Annotated in this window: 17 protein-coding genes; 9 read left to right on the top strand and 8 right to left on the bottom strand. The window is 69.8% G+C overall.

All coding sequences use genetic code 11. From position 1 onward, the window contains the following. Window positions 1–379 precede the first annotated feature (379 nt). Window positions 380–841 (bottom strand): hypothetical protein, encoded by a 462-nt coding sequence (locus NG1_RS18660; protein WP_062972514.1) that lies wholly within the window; start codon window positions 839–841, stop codon window positions 380–382. A 103-nt stretch (window positions 842–944) separates the two neighbouring features. On the opposite strand from NG1_RS18660, the gene NG1_RS18655 reads away from it, so the two are divergent. Continuing rightward, window positions 945–2,333, top strand: coding sequence for a cystathionine beta-synthase (locus NG1_RS18655; RefSeq protein ID WP_062972512.1), 1,389 nt, complete (start codon window positions 945–947; stop codon window positions 2,331–2,333). 95 nt (window positions 2,334–2,428) lie between these two features. Here NG1_RS18655 and NG1_RS18650 read toward each other — a convergent pair whose 3' ends face one another. Together NG1_RS18650 and NG1_RS18645 are read right to left on the bottom strand one after the other, a co-directional pair. Beyond that, window positions 2,429–2,908 (bottom strand): DUF4254 domain-containing protein, encoded by a 480-nt coding sequence (locus NG1_RS18650; RefSeq protein ID WP_062972510.1) that lies wholly within the window; start codon window positions 2,906–2,908, stop codon window positions 2,429–2,431. 287 nt (window positions 2,909–3,195) lie between these two features. Beyond that, the gene (locus tag NG1_RS18645) at window positions 3,196–4,830 is read right to left on the bottom strand and encodes an HD domain-containing phosphohydrolase (protein ID WP_062972508.1); all 1,635 of its coding nucleotides are present in this window, start codon (window positions 4,828–4,830) and stop codon (window positions 3,196–3,198) included. Between the two features lie 236 nt (window positions 4,831–5,066). On the opposite strand from NG1_RS18645, the gene NG1_RS18640 reads away from it, so the two are divergent. Then, entirely contained in the window at window positions 5,067–6,095 is a 1,029-nt protein-coding gene (locus NG1_RS18640) for a mechanosensitive ion channel family protein (RefSeq protein ID WP_245659950.1), read from the top strand. Window positions 6,096–6,191: 96 nt separating this feature from the next. Here NG1_RS18640 and NG1_RS18635 read toward each other — a convergent pair whose 3' ends face one another. Continuing rightward, window positions 6,192–7,367: an acyl-CoA dehydrogenase family protein gene (locus NG1_RS18635; RefSeq protein ID WP_062972503.1), complete on the bottom strand. Its 1,176-nt coding sequence runs from the start codon at window positions 7,365–7,367 to the stop codon at window positions 6,192–6,194. Window positions 7,368–7,599: 232 nt separating this feature from the next. Between NG1_RS18635 and NG1_RS18630 the strand changes: the two genes are divergently transcribed. After that, the gene (locus tag NG1_RS18630; protein ID WP_040869624.1) at window positions 7,600–8,742 is read left to right on the top strand and encodes a cystathionine gamma-synthase; all 1,143 of its coding nucleotides are present in this window, start codon (window positions 7,600–7,602) and stop codon (window positions 8,740–8,742) included. Between the two features lie 97 nt (window positions 8,743–8,839). Here the strand turns inward: NG1_RS18630 and greA are convergent, their stop codons facing one another. Beyond that, window positions 8,840–9,334, bottom strand: a complete 495-nt coding sequence (gene greA / locus NG1_RS18625; protein ID WP_040869622.1) for a transcription elongation factor GreA — start codon at window positions 9,332–9,334, stop codon at window positions 8,840–8,842. Window positions 9,335–9,631: 297 nt separating this feature from the next. Then, window positions 9,632–10,102, bottom strand: coding sequence for a DUF4307 domain-containing protein (locus tag NG1_RS18620; protein WP_084499019.1), 471 nt, complete (start codon window positions 10,100–10,102; stop codon window positions 9,632–9,634). A gap of 121 nt (window positions 10,103–10,223) precedes the next feature. Between NG1_RS18620 and mca the strand changes: the two genes are divergently transcribed. The 6 genes from mca to NG1_RS18590 all read left to right on the top strand — a co-directional run bounded on the left by mca (window position 10,224) and on the right by NG1_RS18590 (window position 15,715). Further along, window positions 10,224–11,090 carry a mycothiol conjugate amidase Mca gene (gene mca, locus NG1_RS18615; protein ID WP_157114121.1) on the top strand — a complete coding sequence of 289 codons (867 nt, stop codon included), beginning with the start codon at window positions 10,224–10,226 and terminating at the stop codon, window positions 11,088–11,090. Continuing rightward, window positions 11,087–11,365, top strand: a complete 279-nt coding sequence (locus NG1_RS18610; protein ID WP_062972499.1) for a hypothetical protein — start codon at window positions 11,087–11,089, stop codon at window positions 11,363–11,365. Before mca ends, NG1_RS18610 begins: the two co-directional genes overlap by 4 nt. A gap of 160 nt (window positions 11,366–11,525) precedes the next feature. Next, entirely contained in the window at window positions 11,526–11,981 is a 456-nt protein-coding gene (locus tag NG1_RS18605) for an FAD-binding oxidoreductase (protein ID WP_062972497.1), read from the top strand. Then, on the top strand, window positions 11,978–12,172 hold the full coding sequence (locus NG1_RS38375) for a hypothetical protein (protein WP_062972496.1): 195 nt from the start codon (window positions 11,978–11,980) through the stop codon (window positions 12,170–12,172). Before NG1_RS18605 ends, NG1_RS38375 begins: the two co-directional genes overlap by 4 nt. Window positions 12,173–12,596: 424 nt before the next feature. After that, the gene (locus NG1_RS18595; protein ID WP_062972649.1) at window positions 12,597–13,175 is read left to right on the top strand and encodes a TIGR03086 family metal-binding protein; all 579 of its coding nucleotides are present in this window, start codon (window positions 12,597–12,599) and stop codon (window positions 13,173–13,175) included. Window positions 13,176–13,660: 485 nt separating this feature from the next. Further along, entirely contained in the window at window positions 13,661–15,715 is a 2,055-nt protein-coding gene (locus NG1_RS18590; RefSeq protein WP_062972494.1) for a thioredoxin domain-containing protein, read from the top strand. Between the two features lie 46 nt (window positions 15,716–15,761). Here NG1_RS18590 and NG1_RS18585 read toward each other — a convergent pair whose 3' ends face one another. Both NG1_RS18585 and trhA read right to left on the bottom strand, forming a co-directional pair. Continuing rightward, window positions 15,762–17,387 carry an adenylate/guanylate cyclase domain-containing protein gene (locus NG1_RS18585; RefSeq protein WP_062972492.1) on the bottom strand — a complete coding sequence of 542 codons (1,626 nt, stop codon included), beginning with the start codon at window positions 17,385–17,387 and terminating at the stop codon, window positions 15,762–15,764. 46 nt (window positions 17,388–17,433) lie between these two features. Then, complete coding sequence (trhA, locus tag NG1_RS18580) at window positions 17,434–18,072, bottom strand: PAQR family membrane homeostasis protein TrhA (protein WP_369691019.1); 639 nt, start codon at window positions 18,070–18,072, stop codon at window positions 17,434–17,436. Between the last annotated feature and the right edge of the window lie 216 nt (window positions 18,073–18,288).

Here is an 18,288-nt window from a genome sequence, read left to right as displayed (position 1 = left end):
CTGCAGACCACACTTCCGGCTGAATTTTGTGCCGCGTGCACTGGCACCGCAGTGCTGACCAAGAATCCCGCCGTCGACCGAGTGATCGCGGCAATCCCCGAGAATGCGGGGACGCAGATGAAATAGCCGGACGCAGGCGCGGTTGGCGCGAATTCCGCCTGGGTGCTTTCCGCGCCGCAAGATCGTCACCGTTGCGGCTCGTCCGGCCCGCCCGCGGCGCGAGCTCGCGCTACGAATGCCGACTCACCGGCCCTGGAGCGATGCCTGGCTGCGACTGAGACAAGCACCACGCAACGGCTGGCGGTACCGCCGGCCGATCGAGCTCATGTCGGCCCGTCAGGAAGTACCCGTCCGGGTCGCCGACACCGGATCGGCTACCTCAGCCCGGCACCAAGAAGGAGCCACGAGCGGGGATGCTCGCCGCGTCGGTGGAGACGGTGACCTCGACGAGGCCGGGGCCGGTGTCCTGGAACAGCGCGTACTGGATGCTGCCGTAGATGCCGGTGACCACGACGTTGTCGTAGCTGCCCGTCGCCCCGGTGGTCACATTGCGCCACGCGACGGTGGTGCGGACCTCGCACAGCGGCGCCAGCGGGTAGATACCGGGCCCGATACCGTTCACGGGGAGCGCGCGGACGTTGAGGATGGCGCGCCCCGGCCATTCGGGACCGGTGTCGGCCCAGGTGCGGATGCTGGTCCAGCACAGACCGCCGCGCGCGAGCGTCGGCACCTGCGGGAACTCGACGGTCGCCGCCTGCGCCTGCGCGCCGGATCCGACTACTAGAGCCAGCGCCGATCCGGCCAGAAGCGTTGCGGCGCGGGCGATGTTCGGCTGCCTCATGGCAGCGATCCTAAGGCTGCGGGCGCCGGTTCGCGCGCACTCCGAGGCCGCTGCGCGCGGCGTGCGCGAACTCACAGTTAGTGCGTCTGCAACTATGGGGGCCATGCGCATCGCGGATCATGTCGTGGATCTCATCGGCAACACGCCGCTGGTCCGGTTGAACTCGGTCGTGGGACCGAACGCGGGGCTGGTCGCGGCCAAGATCGAATACCTGAACCCGGGCGGCAGTTCGAAGGACCGGATCGCGGTGAAGATGATCGACGCCGCCGAGCAGTCCGGGAAGCTGCGGCCGGGCGGCACCATCGTCGAGCCCACCTCCGGCAACACCGGCGTCGGCTTGGCCCTGGTCGCGCAGCAGCGCGGCTACAACTGCGTGTTCGTCTGCCCAGACAAGGTGAGCGAGGACAAGCGCAACGTGCTGCGCGCTTACGGCGCCGAGGTCGTGGTCTGCCCGACCGCGGTGCCGCCGGACCACCCGAACAGCTACTACAGCGTCTCCGACCGCCTGGTCCGCGAGATCGACGGCGCGTGGAAGCCCGACCAGTACTCCAACCCCGGCGGTCCGGCCAGCCACTACGAGACCACCGGCCCGGAGATCTGGCGCGACACCGACGGCAAGGTCACCCACTTCGTCGCGGGCGTCGGCACCGGCGGCACCATCACCGGCACCGGCCGATACCTGAAGGAGGTCTCCGGCGGGAAGGTCCAGATCATCGGCGCCGACCCGGAGGGCTCGGTGTACTCCGGCGGCACCGGGCGGCCGTACCTCGTCGAGGGTGTCGGTGAGGACTTCTGGCCGTCGGCCTACGACCCCGCCGTGCCGGACGAGATCATCGCGGTCTCCGACGCGGACTCCTTCGACATGACCCGCAGGCTGGCCCGCGAGGAGGGCCTGCTGGTCGGCGGTTCCTGCGGCATGGCGGTCGTCGCGGCCGTCGAGGTGGCTCGACGCGATCCGGACGCGGTGGTCGTGGTGCTGCTGCCGGACGGAGGTCGCGGCTACCTGTCGAAGATCTTCAACGACGAGTGGATGAGCTCCTACGGCTTCCTCCGCGAGCGGCTGGACGGCACCGCCGAACCACTCGTGGGTGACGTGCTGCGGGGCAAGTCCGGCGCGCTGCCGGACCTGGTGCACACCCACCCGTCGGAGACGCTGCGCGACGCGATCGAGATCCTGCGCGAGTACGGCGTGTCCCAGATGCCCGTGGTCGGCGCCGAGCCGCCGGTCATGGCCGGCGAGGTCGCGGGCAGCGTGTCCGAACGCGATCTGCTGTCGGCGGTCTTCGAGGGCCGGGCCCACCTGACCGATTCGGTGGCCCAGCACATGAGCCCCTCGTTCCCGCTGATCGGTTCGGGCGAGCCCATCTCCGCCGCGACGAAGGCGCTCTCGGACACCGATGCGCTCATGGTCGTCGAAGAGGGCAAGCCCGTCGGCGTGATCACCCGCCACGACCTGCTCGGCTTCCTCAGCACGGGCAGCCTCGGGAAGTAGGCGGACACCGACCGCTCCGCACGGCGATGCCCTAGCGCCGACTCGCCGTATCGCACAGGGCAGTGCGGCGAGTGCAGCGCCGTTGGGTTTTCGGCCTAGGCCGGTCTCCTGCCGCGCACGGTTTCGCGCACGCCGCCGGTGATCAGGTCGGTCCATTCGTCGGCCAGCAGGGCCAGCCGGTACCAGGCGGCGTGCACCCGCTCGTCGGACACCTTCTCGGCGGTGTGCAACAGGTGGCTGGCGTGGACGTGCGCGGCGGCCATGCGGTCGACCGTGGCGCCGACGGATTCGGCGCGCAGATGATCGGCCGACCGCTTCCCGGGCAGCTGGTCGATCACCCACGCGTCGATGGTGGCGACCAATTCCGCTCGGCGGCAATCTATTCCGGCTGCGGCGAGCGGATCGCGGTGTCGCCCGCGGTGCAGCGCGGCGAGCGTCGCGGCCCAGCCGAGCAGGGGGTGATCGTCCGCCGGATCACTCGGATGACCGCCGAAGGCGGCCACCAGTTCGCGCTGATCCGGTAGCCGGCGGGCGACGCCGTGGGAGCGCCGGGGCAGATGGTCACGCACGAACATGGCAGGCTCCCAGTGCATTCGGAACCGACCACGGTGCGCGAGGGTCGATCGTCAACGTGTGCATCTTCGCACCTCCGATGGTGTGGCGGTGGAGGCATCGCCCCAATGCCCTGGTCCCCCACTATCATCCGCATTCCCCTTGGCCTGATGGTGACACCCATATGGCACCTGAATGACAAGAGGTAACAATCCTCTACCCATCCCGCCTGCGACTCGTGTGAGGCCGTTCTCGCGCACCCGTGCCGTTCGAGCCCTGTGCGCGAACGTCTTTCGTCGGGCGAGCCGGGTCAGCCAGGCAAGAGGTGGTGGGACATGGCGAAGACGGCGGCGCCCGCCCGGGTGCGGTGGCCGGTCTTGGCGCGCAATTCGGTGAGGTGGTGGGTGACGGTGCGTTCGGGGAGGAGAAGTTCGGCGGCGATCTCCCGGCCGCAGCGGCCGCGCGCCGACAGGCGCAGGACGTCGATCTCGGTGGCGGAGAGGCCGTGGCCGCCGGGGCCGGGGCGGTCCGCGGCGGCGGCGATCACGGCGGTGCAGGCGTCACCGTCGAGGCGGCCCGCGGCGACTTCGGCCCCGAGGTGTGCCGCGGCTTCCTCGGGACGAGCGGCGGGACGATAGGGTCGCGCTTCGGTGCAGGCCGCGAAAATGTTCGCGGCCGCGAGTAATCGGGCCCCCGGCGAAGCCTCCTGCTCACCCCGGGTATAGCCGCTGGGGTCGAGCCGCTCATGGTGCCCTGCGGCGAGCTCGGCCAGACCCGCCAGCCCGGGGCAGCGGCGCAGGATGCGTTCGGTCCAATAGCCGCGCAGCCGTACGCGTTTCCAGTCCCGCGGACCGAGCGGGCCGCCGCGGTCCCAGACCGTGCTGGACACCGCGGCCCGGCCCAGATCGTGCAGCAGGGCGGCGGCGCGCAGTGCCGCCCGGTCCTCGGCGGGCACGCCCATCCGGCAGGCCGCCGCATCGGCCAGTCCGGCCACGTGCGCCGAATGCCCCAGCAGGTAACGGCCTTTCAGGTCGACGACCATGGCCAACGCGAGGCCGGGCCGGTCGAGTTCGGTGTTCGGAAGCGTGGCCTGCGCTCCCGGTTCGGCGGCGAGGACGGCGGCGAGCAGGTCGGGGACGTCGAGTACCGCGCGCAGGGCATCGGCGTCACAGACGGCGACCAGGTCGGGGTCGAGGTGGCCACCGGCCCGTCGCCGCAACTCGCCCAGGACGACACCCTGCCTGCTCGCCACAGCGCTGAGCGCGGGACGCGCCGGGTCGTGCCCGGACCCATCCGCCCGATGCTCGGTTTCTTCGCGCGGGAAGCCGACCCCCACCGGCAGGACGGCCGCGGGTTCGTCGCCGACCCCCTCCAGCGCGAGTACTGCCTGTTCGGCCACGTGCAGGATCCGTCCGGCGAGCGAGATGGCCTCCCCGCGCAGCCGGTCCGGCGCACCGAGTCCGTCCCAGCGTTCCTCCACCTCGGTCAGCGCGCGAACGGCGGCATCCGGCAGGTCCAGTCGCGATCCGAGCGCCCGGACCATCTCGCTCGACGAGCGCAGGGCTCGCGGGGCCCCGGCCCGCACCTGGGCGACGAATCGATTGCGCAGCGCGGATTGGGCGGCGGGCGACCAGTTGCCGAATCGGCGCAGCTGCGCGGTGAAGACGGTGGAATCACCGGGATCGAGCACATGGCACGCGCGTTGGAAGGCGATGTCGTCGGCATACGACTCCGCGTTCTCCGAGGCGCGGCCGGTGCACCCGAGGGCGGCCAGCAGTGCGGCGAGGAAGACGGCACGGCGTTCGGCGTCCGGCAGCCCGATCCGCTCGGCGAGGTGGGTGGCTATCAGGCAGGTGGCCAGCCCCTTTTCCAACGGCATCCCGGTGGCGAGATCGGTGGTCAGCGACAGTGCCGCGAGGACCTCGGCGGCGCGGATCGACGACATGCACCGACAGTAGTGTCCGTTCGCGGCGCGCGCAGGACCAATTCGGTTCTCCCGGACCGTAATCCGCGTCCGGATCGCATCACGGGACCGGGCCCGCGCCGGATCCCCCGCTGGACCGCCGTTCGGCCAGGAGGGGCCTGTTTCGGTGCCGTGTCTCGTACATCAGATTTTGGCAACTTATTCGCAAATCGCGTTGCCGAGCGAAGTCCAGAGGTATAACCGGGCAATATGTCATCGTGGCAAACGTCATGTTGTCGACGGATAGCGAAGGGCAGGTAATGCGCACCTCCAGTTCGGCTATCGATTACCAGCAGGGATTGTCCGACGCGTGGAGTTCCGTGGCCAGGTTCGTGCCCCAACTCGCCGGGTTCCTGCTCGTCCTGCTCATCGGCTGGCTGGCCGCGAAAGCGGTCGCCACGATCGTGGGGAAGGTGCTGGAGCGGGTCGGTTTCGATCGCCTCGCCGAGCGCGGCGGGATCCGGCAGCTGCTGTCGCGCAGTCGCTACGACGCCCGCGATCTGCTGGCGAAACTGGCGTACTACGCGATCCTGCTGCTCGCGCTGCAATTGGGCTTCGGGGTCTTCGGGTCCAATCCGGTGAGCGACACGATCGACGGCGTCGTCGCCTGGCTGCCCAAGGCGGGCGTCGCGATCATCATCCTGGTCGTCGCCGGCGCGGTCGCCCACGCGACGCGCGAGATGGTCGGCAGCCTGCTCGGCGGTCTGTCCTACGGCGCGATGCTCGGCCGGATCGCGGCGGTGTTCGTGTGGGGTATCGGCATCGTTGCGGCGCTGAACCAGATCGGCGTGGCCACCTCCGTCACGCTGCCGATCCTCATCACGGTGCTCGCCACCATCGGCGGCATCCTGGTGGTCGGCCTCGGCGGCGGGATGGTCCGCCCGATGCAGCAACGCTGGGAGAACTGGCTCAGTGAACTGGAGGAGGAGATGCCCGCGGTTCGCGGACATGCCGCGGCCTACCAGCGCGGCCGCTCGGACGCGGCTCGTGAGCAGCTGTGGATGGATCAGCAGGCGGCACGGGGGCAGCAGTGGGAAGACCGGCCGGACCCTGGTGCGGAATGGCAGTGGGACCGGCGGGCCGACCGCGGGGAGGGCGTGCCGTGGCAGGACGGTCCGGGGCGGCAACGGCACCAGCACGGTGCGCGAACCCGGGGACAGCACCGGGGCGATGGGGCCAGGTCCGGCGGCGCCCACCCGCCGGCACGCGAATACTTCGACTTCCCCGACGAGGACGATTTCCGTTAGAACAGCAATTTTTCAGTTTTCTTCGGTCCCGAACTCACCTCTCGGCAGCGCCGTTATTCGAATGCGATTCAGCAAATATTCAACCGAAATAGCTTGTCAGCGGAAGGCGTTCGCATCCGTCAGGGCCCGGCCGAGCACCAGCTGATGCACCTCCGCGGTGCCCTCGTAGGTGAGCACCGACTCCAGATTGTTCGCATGGCGCAGCACGGGGTAGTCGAGCGTGATGCCGTTGGCGCCGAGGATGGTGCGGCATTCCCGGGCGATGGCGATGGCCTCGCGCGTGCTGTTCAGCTTGCCCGCGCTCACCTGCTCCGGTGTCACCACGCCGCGGTCCTTCAGCCGCCCGATGTGCAGCGCGAGCAGCTGCCCCTTGCCGAACTCCAGCGCCATGTCGGCCAGCTTGGCCTGGGTGAGCTGGTAGGCGGCCAGCGGCTTGTCGAACACCTCGCGGGTCCTGGCGTACTCGATGGTGGACGCCAGGCACTCGCGTGCCGCGCCGAGCGCGCCGAAGACGATGCCGAAGCGCGCCTCGCTCAGGCAGGCCAGCGGCGAGGCCAGCCCTCGTGATCCCGGCAGCACCGCGTCGGCGGGCAGGCGCACGTCGTCGAAGTCCAGTTCCGCGGTGACCGACGCGCGCAGCGACAGTTTGCGGTGCATCTCCCGCGCCGTGAACCCGGGCGTCCCCGCGGGCACCAGGAATCCGCGGATCACCTGTTTGCCCTCGTCCTCGGTCTGCGCCCAGACCACCGCGACGTCGCTCACCGACCCGTTGGTGATCCACATCTTCGCACCGTTCAACACCCAGTCCGCGCCGTCGCGCTTCGCCCGGGTGCGCATGCCGCCCGGGTTCGAGCCGAAGTCGGGTTCGGTGAGCCCGAAGCAGCCGATCGCCCGGCCCGCGGCCAGTTCCGGCAGCCACTGCTGCTTTTGTTCCTCCGAGCCGAATTCGTAGATCGCGGTCATCGCCAGCGAACCCTGGACCGAGACCATGCTGCGGATACCCGAGTCGACCGCCTCCAGCTCCTGGCAGGCCAGGCCGTAGGTGGTCGCCGACGTACCCGCGCAACCGTATCCCTCCAGATGCATGCCGAGCAGTCCCAGCTCGCCCAGCTCCGGGGCGAGCTCGCGGGCAGGGAAGGTGCCCGCCTCGAACCAGTCCGCGATGTGCGGTCGCAGCCGCCGGGCCGCGAAGGCCGCGACGGTGTCCCGGATCTCGCGCTCGTCCTCGGACAGCAGTACGTCGGTAGCGAACAGTTCTTCCACAGTGACCATGGATTCAGCCTAAATGGGGGCGAGTCCGGTGAGACCGAACTCACGTCCCCTGCCCGCGGGCGAAAGATTTCCGACGTAACTACGGCAGTCACGTAAATCGACCGGACCGACGGGGTGGGATCCCGCCGCGTCGACGCCGTTGTGGCGGTTTGCCCGATTCTCTTGCGGGCGCGGCCGAGATATGCCCACACCGGGAAGTTGCCCGGGGATCGCCCCGATTAGGCTGACTCTCATGAGCGAGCTGGGATTCTCCACACGGGCCGTGCACGCCGGGTATGAACCCGATCCGCAGACCGGCGCGGTGAATGTGCCCATCTACGCGAGTTCGACGTTCGCCCAGGACGGCGTGGGCGGTTTGCGCGGCGGTTTCGAGTACGCCCGCACCGGCAACCCGACGCGCTCCGTGCTGGAGGCGAACCTCGCCGCGCTGGAATCGGGCCGCTACGGCCGGGCGTTCGCCTCCGGCATGGCCGCGACCGACTGCGCGCTGCGCGCCACGCTGCGCCCGGGCGATCACATCGTGATCCCCGACGACGCCTACGGCGGCACCTTCCGGCTGATCGACAAGGTCTTCAGCCAGTGGGGGATCGAGCATTCGCCCGCGCACGTGTTCAACGTCGACGAGATGCGTGCCGCGATCCGGCCGAACACCAAGCTGGTGTGGATCGAAACCCCGACCAATCCGCTGCTGAGCATCGGCGACATCCCGGCACTGGCCGAGGTCGCGCACGCGGCGGGCGCGAAGCTGGTCGTCGACAACACCTTCGCGACCCCCTATCTCCAGCAGCCCCTGCTGCTCGGCGCCGACATCGTGGTGCACTCCACCACCAAGTACCTCGGCGGCCACTCCGACGTCATCGGCGGCGCGCTGATCACCGACGATCCGGAACTCGACGCGGCGTTCGCGTTCCTGCAGAACGGCGCCGGCGCCGTCCCCGGCCCGTTCGACGCTTTCCTCACACTGCGCGGTATCAAGACCCTCGCGCTGCGGATGGACCGGCACTGCGACAACGCCGAAACCGTCGCCGAGTTCCTGTCCCGGCATCCCTCGATCTCGCAGGTGATCTACCCCGGTCTGCCGGAGCACCCGGGCCACGCCGTCGCGGGCAAGCAGATGCGCCGGTTCGGCGGGATGATCTCGGTGCGACTGCACGGCGACGTGGAGGCCGCGCGCAAGTTCTGCTCGCGGACCGAGGTGTTCACCCTCGCCGAGTCGCTGGGCGGCATCGAGTCGTTGATCGAGCATCCGGCCGCGATGACGCACGCCTCCACCGAGGGGTCCGAGCTGGAGGTGCCCGCCGATCTGGTGCGGCTCTCGGTCGGTATCGAGGATGTCAGCGACCTGCTCGCGGACATCGAGCAGGCTTTGAGCTAGGTTCACGGATATGAGGAAGCGGCCGCACCCGATGATCGGGCGCGGCCGCTCGTGTCCGCGGGGGTGTCGGCCGGGCGCGGGGCCACGGCCGAGTGCATCAGCTGTGGTAGGGCTCGGCGCTGATCAGGGTGACCTTCATCGTGTTGCCGTTGGGCAGCGTGTATTCCCTGGTCTCGCCCACCTTGGCGTCGATGAGCGCGCCACCGAGCGGGGAGTTCGGCGAGTAGGTCTCCAGCTTCGAATCGCTGAGACCCTCCTCGCGGGTGGCGATCAGGAAGGTTTCGGTGTCCGTCTCGTCGCCGTCGTAGTAGACCTTGACGACCGACCCGGGAAGCGCGACGCCGGACTTGGTCGGTGCGACGCCGACCTTGGCATTGTTCAGCAGTTCCTGAAGCTGGCGAATGCGCGCCTCCTGCTGACCCTGCTCCTCGCGGGCGGCGTGGTACCCGCCGTTCTCCTTGAGGTCGCCCTCTTCCCGGCGTTCGTTGATCTCGGCGGCGATGACCGGACGGTTGGCGATGAGCGCGTCGAGTTCGCTCTTGAGCCTGTCGTGCGACTCCGGGGTCAGCCAGGTCACTTGCGTCTCAGTCATCTCGATCACTCCCTAGTAGTTGTTCCCGGCAGGCCGGGATTCCCTGAGCACTGGCGTGTACCCACCCGGAAGCGGGCATGCACCAGTCGACGGCTAGAGCGATCCTGGGAAGTTCATCGAACCCCGACAGGCCCTGGTCGCGGGCAAGCTCGCAAGCCCGAACCGTCAGCGCTGGCCGCCAATGCAGCAAACACGGCTCCGAGCCCCGGAACCGTGTATCACGCCATTTTAGCATGATTCACAAATGTGCAGGTCGGAGTTGATTTCGTAGGCACGTCGCCGGTGTATGCGCGGAAATCAGCCAGCTCGCAGGTAGCCGGGTACCCGATCGCTGCACGCGTACACACTGCCCGACGCGGGCCGCGCGGACGAGCGCACGACGGTGGTCAGCTCCACCGTCCCGCTGCTCGACGGTTCGACCAGCACTTCGCGTCGGCCGAGTTCGGAGCCGTCGCGCGCCATCGCGCGGACGAAACACACCACCGGCCGCTCAGGGTCGGCGCGGGTGACCTTGAGCCGGATGGTCATGGTCGAGTCGTCGACGACGACATAGCCGAGCTGCTCGGCCTCGATGTCCTCCGGCCCGTACTTCTGGTACCCGAGATAGGCCACGCCGAGTCCGGCGAGTACCACCAGTACGCCGAGCACCGGCACGATCCAGCGGCGCGGCTTGCGGGGCCGGGTGCCGTACCGGTCGGCGGGAGGCAGGCCCGGTGACGCCGCCGCGGCCTTCGCGTCACCGCCGGGCTCCGGCGTGGGCTGGCTCATGGTGGGTCGCTCCCGGGGGGTACGTCGGAACAAATGTGGGTCGAATGGAACTATAGGTAACGAAGCCCCGACACCCGCGACCGAGAGCGACGGAGAACGAGACGTGAGTGGCCTTCGCCTCATGGCGGTGCACGCCCACCCAGACGACGAATCCAGCAAGGGTGCCGCGACGACCGCCCGCTACGCAGACGAAGGACACGACGTCCTCGTCGTGACGCTGACCGGCGGAGAGCGCGGAAGCATCCTGAACCCGGCCATGGACACCCCCGGCGTGCTGGAGCGGATCCACGAGATCCGCCGCGAGGAGATGGCCGCCGCGGCGCGCGCGCTCGGCGTGCGCCAGCACTGGCTCGGATTCGTCGATTCGGGGCTGCCCGAGGGTGACCCGATGCCGCCGCTGCCCGAAGGCAGTTTCGCGCTGGTTCCGCTGGAGGAGGCCACCGAGGCCCTGGTGCGCGTGGTGCGCGAGTTCAAGCCGCACGTGATGACCACGTACGACGAGACCGGCGGCTACCCGCACCCCGACCACATCCGCTGCCACGAGGTGTCGATGGCGGCGTTCGAGGCGGCCGGGGATCCCGAGCGCTTCCCCGAGGCGGGGGAGGCGTGGACGCCGCTCAAGCTGTACTACGACCACGGCTTCAGCATGCGGCGGATGGAAGCCTTCGCCGCGGAGTACGAGCGTCTCGGCGAACCGTTCCCGATGCAGGAATGGCTGGACCGGATGCGCAAGTACGCCGCCGAGCGCGGTGACATGTTCGCCCGGATCACCACCCAGATCGAGTGCGCCAAGTACTTCCCGCAGCGCGACGACGCCTTGCGCGCGCACGCGACGCAGATCGACCCGAACGGCGCGTTCTTCGCCGTTCCGCTGGAGATGCAGCAGCGGTTGTGGCCGACCGAGGAGTTCGAGCTGGCCAAGACCCGGGTGCGCACCGAGCTGCCGGAGACCGACCTGTTCGCGGGCATCGAGGACGAGCGGTCGTGACGCTGATCCTGCTCGCCCAGACGCCCGGGACGCCGACCGGCCCCGAGTTCGGTAAAGCGTCGCCGCTGGGTCTGGTCATCGTCCTGCTTCTCCTGGCGGGGACCTTCCTGCTGATCCGTTCGATGAACCGGCACATCAAGGGCTTGCCCGCGACGTTCGAGCCCGAGCACCCCGAACCGGACCAGGAGGCCGACGAGGGGACCGAGCCCGGCATCGCCCGTCGTGCCGACGGGACCGAAGGCGCGGGCCCGGAAGGGCGCGCCGAATCGAGTTGACCGGGCGCTGAGCCCGCTGATCCGCTCTTTGTCACTTTTCCGCGCTCTCCTTCGTCGATGAGGTAGTCGCGGCGCGAACCACGGCCCGTTCCGTCCGGAGGGCCTGCTCACGCATTCGTCGCTCGCGTCTGCTTCCGAACGCTGAGAGTCAGGACGAGCAATGACATTCGACGAACTGCGCGCCGCGCTGCCCGGTCGCGTGCTGGTGGCCGGTGACGAGGGTTTCCAGACCGCGGCCAGACCGTGGACGACGACGGTCACCCAGCCGGTGGCCGCCGTGGTGCGGGCCGCTGACGCGGGCGACATCGCGACCGTCGTCCGGTACGCCGCCCGCGTCGGCGCGCCGGTGGTGACCCAGCCGACCGGTCACGGCGCGTCCGGCGGAGTGCCCGACGCGATCCTGGTGCGCACCGGGCAGCTGGACGACATCGAGATCGATGCCCAGCGGCGGGTGGCGCGCGTCGGCGCCGGGGCGGCGTGGGGCCGGGTGCAGGCGGCCGCTGCCAGGCACGGCTTGACCGGCCTGGCGGGCAGCAATCCGGTGGTCGGCGTCACCGGCTACACCCTCGGTGGCGGTATGGGCTTCTCGGGCTGCCGCACCTCGCCGACGCGGTGACCGCGCGGCGCACCGCCCTCGTCGACGCGGTGAGCGGGCAGATCAGCGGCAGCAAGCCGTACACATTCCTCACGCCCGGCGAAACCGCCTCGGCCGCTTTCGATTCCGCGCCGCTCACCCGGCTGCGCGAGATCAAGCGCGCCCGGGACCCCCGCGGCGTCATCCGGGCCAACTATCCGGTGCTCGGATAGACCGATGGCGGCTTGGCCGAGGCCCGCTGGTGGTCGCGGCCCCGCCGCGGTTCAGAAGAGCCGGTCGGCGTCACGGCCCGCCTCGAGAAGCGGGATCCCGCGTCGGTTCCGCAGCCATTCGGTTGTGCGCACACGGTGTTTTCCAGGTGTCCGAGAACCGCATCGAGACGAGTCCTGTTGTCGCATCCCATTTTTATCGCGGGGTTTTACGAGAAAGGCGGCGACGGCCTGCTACCGCCTCGGGAACGGTCCGGGTTCGAATCGGAACCTTCGGTCCCGAGGTAACCGTGGTCCCCGCACGCTGGCGATCTCGAGAAGCACACCGCCGGCAACTATCCCGGTGCAAGGTGGTGTTCGCATTACCGCGCACTTGTCGGCGTCCTGTGTTACCAATTCAGCCAAACCGCTCGACCGAAGGATGCTCATGGACAACGTGATCGGACAGATCGACCGTGCACTGGATGCGACCGGAGCGATCGTCGCCGCCGTGGGAGGAGCGGGTCTGGCAGCGCCGACGCCGTGCCGGGAGTGGGATGTCCGCGCCGTGCTCAACCACACCGTGGGCGGCATGCACATCTTCGCGGCAGCGCTGAGCGGCACGGACGCGGGCGCCGAGCACGAATCCGACTGGCTCGGCGGTGATCCGCAGGGCGCGTACGCCGCGGCGGCCGAGGTGGACCGCGCCGCCTGGCACCGGCTCGACGCGCTGGACGGCACGGTGGCCATCTCGCTCGGGGAACTGCCCGGTCCCGTGGCGGCACTGGTGCATCTCACCGAGCTCCTCGTGCACGGGGTCGATATCGCGGTGGCCATCGATCGGCCGGATCTGGCCGACGACGAGCTATGTGGCGAACTGCTCGCCACCATGCAAGCAATGGGAGGCATCGACACATTCCGCGGGCCCGGCGTTTTCGGGCCCGAAGTCGCGGTCGCCGACGACGAACCGGCGCACCGTCGGTTGTTGGCGTACGTGGGTCGAGAAGTTCTTGCCCGAACCGCCTAGTCGGCGGGAACGAGCCCATCCGTCGCGGCAGGGGGCTTGCGCACTCCATTCGGTTGCCGTGAATTCTCCATAGGACGCCGGTACCCGTTCCCACCGCGTGATCGGATACGACTCAGAGCTGAAATATTCTATCGATAATCGATATTCGCATTTCCCGTGCGGGAGCGGCCGAACCGAAATCGGCCGCTCCCGCACGGCACATTGGACGCGCCCGAGATCTCCAGGCGACGAAATACCGGCCTGAGCGAATCGAGCCCGGCGGATCCGAGGACCCTGCCGTGGACCGCTCTACCGATCGAGCCACCGGATCGCACCGATCCGGACGGGGCGTAGGCCGTCTGGTAGGCCGTCTGGTGGGTTCGTACCGCGGTGGCGAGAGCGCCCCGGCTGCCTCAGCGGTGACGTAGTCGTTCGCGGCGGATGTCCGGACCACGAGTCGAGCCGTGCCGCCCGCGCGGCGCCGGAATGCGCCGTACGGTGGAGCCATGAACCGGCTCGGAGAGGCGACGTCCCCGTACCTGCGCCAGCATGCGGACAACCCGGTGCACTGGCGGGAATGGGATGCCGAGGCACTGGCCGAAGCGCACGAGCGGGACGTGCCCGTCCTGCTCTCGGTGGGGTACGCGTCCTGTCACTGGTGCCACGTGATGGCGCACGAGTCGTTCGAGGACACGGCCACGGCCGAGCAGATGAACGAGAACTTCGTCTGCGTGAAGGTCGACCGGGAGGAGCGGCCCGATCTGGACGCGGTGTACATGAACGCCACGGTCGCGATGACAGGTCAGGGCGGCTGGCCGATGACCTGCTTCCTCACCCCCGACGGCGAACCGTTCTACTGCGGCACCTACTACCCGAAACTTCCGCGCGGCGGCATGCCATCGTTCACCCAGTTGCTCACCGCGATCACCGAGACCTGGCGCACCCGGCGAGACGAGGTGAACCAGGCCTCCGCGCAAGTGGCGGCGGCCCTGCGCGACCAGACGGCGGGACTGCCCGCCACGGACCTGACGATCACCCCCGAGTTGCTCGCCCACGCCGTCGCCGCCGTGCTGCGCGACGAGGACGCCGAGCACGGCGGGTTCGGCGGCGCTCCGAAATTCCCGCCGTCAGCGCTGTTGGAGGGACTGCTGCGACACTGGGAGCGGACCGGTGACGGCGCGGTGATCGACGTGGTGGCCCGCACCGCCGAGGCGATGGCACGCGGCGGCATCTACGACCAGCTGCGCGGAGGATTCGCGCGGTATTCGGTCGACGCCGCGTGGGTCGTGCCGCATTTCGAGAAGATGCTCTACGACAACGCGCAACTGCTGCGCGCCTACGCGCACCTGGCCCGGCGCAGCACCCCGGCGCCTCCGGAATCGTTGTCGCGGCGGGTGACCCGGGAGATCGTACGGTTCCTGCTCGATGACCTGGGGACCGCGCAGGGCGGCTTCGCCTCCGCGCTGGACGCCGACACCCACCTGGAGCCCGGCAAACCCGGCGTCGAGGGCGCGACGTACGTGTGGACGCCCGCCGAGCTGGCCGGTGAACTCGGGCCGATCGACGGGGCATGGGCGGCCGGATTCTTCGGCGTCACCACCGCCGGAAACTTCGAACAGGGCACTTCGGTGCCGACCAGGTACGTCGAGCCCGCCACGGCGGAGGACGCCGCGCGGGTGGAACGCGTGCGAGCGGCGTTGATCGCCGCCCGCGACCGCCGCCCCCAGCCGGACCGGGACGACAAAGTGGTCACCGCGTGGAACGGAATGGCGATCACAGCGCTCTCCGAGGCCGCGGCCGCACTGGACGAGCCGGAGTGGACCGCCGCCGCTGTCCGGTGCGCGCGCTTCCTGCTGGCCGAGCACGTGGTGGACGGGCGGCTGCGGCGCGCATCGCTCGGCGGCGTCGCGGGCACCGCGCCCGGCATCCTGGAGGATCACGCCTGGCTGGTCACCGGACTGCTCGCGCTGCACCAGGCCACCGGTGAACTCGGCTGGCTGGAAGACGCCCAGCGCTTGCTGGACCTCGCGATCGAGCACTTCGCCGACCCGGACCAGCCGGGCAGCTGGTTCGACACCGCCGACGACGCCGAAACCCTCGTCGCCCGCCCGCGTGACCCGGTCGACGGCGCCACTCCCGCTGGCGCCTCCGCGCTGGCCGAAGCGCTGCTCACCGCCGCGGCCACGAGCGACCCCGAACGAGCCGTCCGCTACCGCGAACTCGCCGACCGCACCCTCGAGCGCGGTGCGATCGTGCTGGCGCGCGCGCCCCGTTCGGCGGGCCAGTGGCTCGCCGTCGCCGAGGCGGCCCTGCGCGGTCCCTTGCAGGTCGCCATCGCCACCGCCGAACCGGCCGCCCAGCCCACCGAATTGCTCGCCGCGGCTCGTTCGGCCGCCCCGGGTGGCTCGGTCGTCCTCGCCGCCGCGCCGAACGCCGTGCCGCTCCTTGCCGACCGGCCCTTGGTCCGTGACGCGGCCGCCGCCTACGTCTGCCGCGGCTCCGTGTGCGACCTCCCGGTCTCCACTCCGGACCAGCTCCGGGCGGCGCTCCAGCGGAACTAGCGGCAATGAGGCGATCGATGACTTCCCGCTTCGAGGGAGCCAGCCTCTAGCGCCGAGGTGGGGCGTCGAGTTCGGTGTTCGCTGTCCGGGCGCCCTCGGACTCGGGTGCGGTGTGGATTTCGATGACGGGATTGGTGTCCGGCGGCAGGTCGGGCTGATCGGTGCGGGTGTTCGTGGACTCGGGCCGCGTGCCGGAGCTGTCGATGTCGGTCCAGCAGACCGTCGGCTCCTTCATGCCGCGCAGCACGATGGTGTCGTAGAACGTCCATTTGGCGCGTTCGTGTTCCGCGCCGGCTTCGATCACCGCTTGGCTCACCAGGATCCGCCGCGGCACCTCTTTGGCCGCCGTGGTGAGGCGGGCGGCCTCGTTGACCGCGTCGCCGATCACCGTGAACTCGAGCCGGGTGTCGGAGCCGACGTCGCCCGCGAAGACCGGTCCGCGTGCGACGCCGATCCCGATGTCGAGTTCGCCGGTGGTGAGCACCTCGTCCCGGATGCGCCGCGCCGCTCGCAGGGCCGGGGTCGCGTTGTCGCGCAGCGCGATCGGCGCACCGAACACACACAGTGCCGCGTCGCCCTCGAACTTGTTGACCAGGCCGTTGTTCTCCTCGGTCGCCGCGACGACGATCGCGAGCAGCCGGTTGAGTTTGGCCACGAACTCCTGCGGCGGCAGCCCGGTGGACAGCTCCACCGACCCGGTCACGTCGACGAACAGCGCCGACACCTCGCGCACGTCGCCGGTGAGGTCCGCTCCGCCCGCGAGCGCGCGCTCGGCCACCTCCGTCCCGACATGCCTGCCGAACACCTCCCGCATCCGCTCGCGTTCGCGCAGATTCGCGGCCAGCTCGTTGACCGAATGCTCCAACCGGCCGATCTCGCTGGTACTGCCGATCGGCACCCGGGCTCCCCAGTCACCCTGGGCGATCCGGTCCAGGGCCTGACGCAGGGTGCGCATCGGCGCGGCGACCGCGCGAGCGAGGAACGCCGTGGCCAGCGCACCGACGCCGATGCCGACCCCGGACAGGTAGATGGCGGTACGCACCCGGTCGGACGCGGCCGCCGCCGGGTCGGCCAGCACGACGATCAGCATGAGCAGCGGAAGCGCCGCCGCCACGGCCCAGGTCAGCACGACCCGCACCAGCACAGAGGAACTCCAGTGCATGGTCCAGCCGAGCACTCGGGCCACCACCGGAATGGTCGGGCGGATCAACCGGTCGACGATCAGGAAGGTGACCGCCGCCGACTCGAAGGCACCGATCGTGAACAACGCCGCCGTCACGCCGGGGTCGTTGTGCGGACTCAGCTGCGCGAAGATCACCGTCGCCACGATCACACCGGGAATCCACAGCGCGAGCGCGCGCATGGTGATGGCGACGGGCAGGTGCAGCAGGCGCCGCGCCTCCACCTCGGTCGGCTTGCGCGCGGCGTCGAGCCAGCCGAAGTACGTCTTGCGGTCGCGCACCGCCAGCACGATGCCCGCCACGAACCCGACGGCGGGGTAGATGCCGACGAAGGCCAGCGCCCGCGGCCAATCCGGGCCCAGCCTGCCGAGGAACCCGTTCAGCCACAGCTGGGTGACGATCACCGCGAGGCCGCTGAGATTCGCCGTGGTGACCAGCGCGGCCAGACCACCCCTGGCTTTGAGCGCCCAGACGACGAGCTTCGCGATCATGGGAACCCGCCCCTCCTCGTCCGACCTCCCCGTCGACTCTATGCGCTCAGCGCAAGACGACGAGCCAGACCGCGGCGTAATGGGTCAGTGCCGCGAGCACCGTGGCCGCGTGGAAGAACTCGTGGTGGCCGAAGACGTCCGGCCACGGGTTCGGCCACTTGGTGGCGTAGAGGATCGCGCCGCCGCTGTAGAAGAGGCCACCGATGAGCAGCAGAATCAGCGGCGCGATGCCGATCTGGTTGTTCAGCTGTCCGGCCACCGGCACGATGGCCCAGCCGAGCAGCAGATACAGCGGAACGCCCACCCAGCGGGGAGCGGTCGGCCACAGGAGTTTCAGCGCCACTCCGGCCAGCGCGCCCGCCCAGACCACGGTCAGCAGGGTCTGTCCGGTGCGTCCGGGCAAGCCGAGCAGGGCGAAGGGGGTATAGCTGCCCGCGATGAACAGGAAGATCATCGAGTGGTCGGCTCGCTTCATCCGGATGCGAGCGCGAGTGGTCGGCCAGGTCACCCGGTGGTAGACGGCGCTGACGCCGAACAGCCCGCACACGGTGAGCCCGTAGATCAGCGTCGACCATCCAGCGGTCGCCGAGATCGTCGCGGCGGTGGCGATCAGCACGACCGCCGCGATCGCCGCGACGCCGACGGCCCAGGTATGGATCCAGCCCCGCATGCGCGGCTTGACCAACGCCTCGGCGAGCGCTTCGCCCGCCGAGCCGGGAACCGGCGTGACCGGTGCCGAGTGGGTGGCGCTGACCGATTCGGACACGAGTACCTCCTCGAGGGGAGCCGGACGAGTCTGTTCGCGGCCCCGCGCCGGGCCCGGTATCGACGAGCCGGCTAACCCGTCAGTAACCTACGCAACCGTAACTTGCGCGCTCCCGGCCACTCTACCGGCCTATCG

It is taken from the genome of Nocardia gamkensis NBRC 108242 (genome assembly GCF_001612985.1).
Classification (GTDB): Bacteria; Actinomycetota; Actinomycetes; order Mycobacteriales; family Mycobacteriaceae; genus Nocardia; species Nocardia gamkensis.
This window is presented reverse-complemented; position numbering and strand designations above follow the sequence as displayed.

Bases quoted from the DNA above. Each gene is read 5' to 3' on its own strand.
- NG1_RS18660 (WP_062972514.1), bottom strand. From the start codon at position 841: ATGAGGCAGCCGAACATCGCCCGCGCCGCAACGCTTCTGGCCGGATCG.
- NG1_RS18655 (WP_062972512.1), top strand. From the start codon at position 945: ATGCGCATCGCGGATCATGTCGTGGATCTCATCGGCAACACGCCGCTG.
- NG1_RS18650 (WP_062972510.1), bottom strand. From the start codon at position 2,908: ATGTTCGTGCGTGACCATCTGCCCCGGCGCTCCCACGGCGTCGCCCGC.
- NG1_RS18645 (WP_062972508.1), bottom strand. From the start codon at position 4,830: ATGTCGTCGATCCGCGCCGCCGAGGTCCTCGCGGCACTGTCGCTGACC.
- NG1_RS18635 (WP_062972503.1), bottom strand. From the start codon at position 7,367: ATGGTCACTGTGGAAGAACTGTTCGCTACCGACGTACTGCTGTCCGAG.
- NG1_RS18630 (WP_040869624.1), top strand. From the start codon at position 7,600: ATGAGCGAGCTGGGATTCTCCACACGGGCCGTGCACGCCGGGTATGAA.
- greA (WP_040869622.1), bottom strand. From the start codon at position 9,334: ATGACTGAGACGCAAGTGACCTGGCTGACCCCGGAGTCGCACGACAGG.
- NG1_RS18620 (WP_084499019.1), bottom strand. From the start codon at position 10,102: ATGAGCCAGCCCACGCCGGAGCCCGGCGGTGACGCGAAGGCCGCGGCG.
- mca (WP_157114121.1), top strand. From the start codon at position 10,224: ATGGCGGTGCACGCCCACCCAGACGACGAATCCAGCAAGGGTGCCGCG.
- NG1_RS18605 (WP_062972497.1), top strand. From the start codon at position 11,526: ATGACATTCGACGAACTGCGCGCCGCGCTGCCCGGTCGCGTGCTGGTG.
- NG1_RS18595 (WP_062972649.1), top strand. From the start codon at position 12,597: ATGGACAACGTGATCGGACAGATCGACCGTGCACTGGATGCGACCGGA.
- NG1_RS18590 (WP_062972494.1), top strand. From the start codon at position 13,661: ATGAACCGGCTCGGAGAGGCGACGTCCCCGTACCTGCGCCAGCATGCG.
- NG1_RS18585 (WP_062972492.1), bottom strand. From the start codon at position 17,387: ATGATCGCGAAGCTCGTCGTCTGGGCGCTCAAAGCCAGGGGTGGTCTG.